1 protein-coding gene is annotated in these 682 nt (G+C 52.8%); it reads left to right on the top strand.

Annotated elements, in window-relative coordinates; genetic code table 11:
• On the top strand, nt 1-177 hold a 177-nt coding region (locus Q0931_RS16680), incomplete at its 5' end, for a flagellin (RefSeq protein WP_299262110.1).
• Between the last annotated feature and the right edge of the window lie 505 nt (nt 178-682).

Below are 682 nucleotides of genomic sequence, written 5' to 3'. Positions count from 1 at the left end.
GAAGGTAACGCCACCACGTCTACCAACCTGTCCAGCGCCATGTCCCAGATCAAGGACGCCGACTACGCGACCGAAGTTTCCAACATGTCCAAGGCGCAGATCCTGCAGCAGGCCGGTACTTCCGTACTGGCGCAGGCCAACCAGACCACTCAGGGCGTCATGTCCCTGCTGCGTTAATCGCAGACCGGTCAACCAGTATGATGAAGGGCGCCTCGGCGCCCTTTTTATATTTTGTCTAGTGTTGTTTTGCCCCTTGTTGTCTCTCTCAAGGCATTGGCCTTGCCTGCCCTTTTTTTCATGCTCGTTCCTTTCTCGTGCCCGTCCCCTTCTCATGCCGGCCCTCTCACTTCCCACCACGAGGCCTTTTTATGCACCGCCTTTCCCCTCACACACCCTTGTTACCCACCCTTTTCAACCACGCTCAGTAAAAAATGGCGTCTGCGCCTAAAGCATTTTTATATTCATGCCGTTAATCATTTTGCCAGCACGGAACTGCATACGCAGCGTGCAAGGATAAGTGGCTCAAGGCTGTAACCACTTCACCAGGAAGAAAAAAGTTTCCTGAAGCGCCTAAAGAAAGTGACACGCAGTACCGATAATTGCATCAGGCGGCAGATGCCGCGAATAACCGGCTTACACAGGCCGCTTCCTTTTAGAAAGCAATAGGAAATCGCACACATGG

This window comes from uncultured Kushneria sp. (genome assembly GCF_947497025.1).
GTDB lineage: Bacteria > Pseudomonadota > Gammaproteobacteria > Pseudomonadales > Halomonadaceae > Kushneria.
This window is presented reverse-complemented; position numbering and strand designations above follow the sequence as displayed.